Origin of the sequence: Sedimentibacter sp. B4, assembly GCF_000309315.1 — a bacterium.
GTDB lineage: Bacteria > Bacillota > Clostridia > Tissierellales > Sedimentibacteraceae > Sedimentibacter > Sedimentibacter saalensis.
This window is the reverse complement of the sequence record NZ_CANG01000537.1, coordinates 1-442: the sequence shown is the minus strand read 5'-3', so window position 1 is coordinate 442 and position 442 is coordinate 1. Positions and strand designations below refer to the sequence as shown.

The following is a 442-nucleotide window of genomic DNA, read 5'->3' as shown; positions in this document are numbered from 1 at the left end:
TACTTGGCTCAGGCTGGACGACCCCGGCCACTCGTTTTGTGTGTCGTGCTTTGGGGCCGGGCCAGCCGTAGGCAACCGGCTGACCCGGCCCGGTGGAAGGCTCCGCAGTTGCCGCCTGCTCAACAGGGAGCGGCTAGCGGTGCACCTTCGCCCGGCCTTGTCCGGTTGCCAACACTCAACCGGACGAAGGACGCTTCTACAGATCGAGCAGCCTCAGGCTGAGCTCGGGGTCGAACCGATCGGTCGGCGCGCTCGTGGTGGCGTTGAGCACGCGGTCGGCCAGCCCTTCCGATACGGCCTCCTTGGCGGTGAGCCAGGTCTCGGCGTTGACCAGTTGCCGCAGTCGGGTGGCGCTGCGTCCGGATCGGCTGGCGTAGATGTCGATCAGGACCTCGTCTTGCCGCTTGAGTACCTGTGCCATGTCGGCCATCTCCTCAGCGTT

At 66.3% G+C, this 442-nt stretch carries 1 protein-coding gene; it reads right to left on the bottom strand.

Going from position 1 to position 442, the window contains the following annotated elements:
• Window positions 1–196: 196 nt before the first annotated feature.
• Window positions 197–442 (bottom strand): ATP-dependent Clp protease proteolytic subunit (locus BN358_RS23820; protein WP_198018445.1); only part of this gene is annotated, 246 nt, incomplete at its 5' end.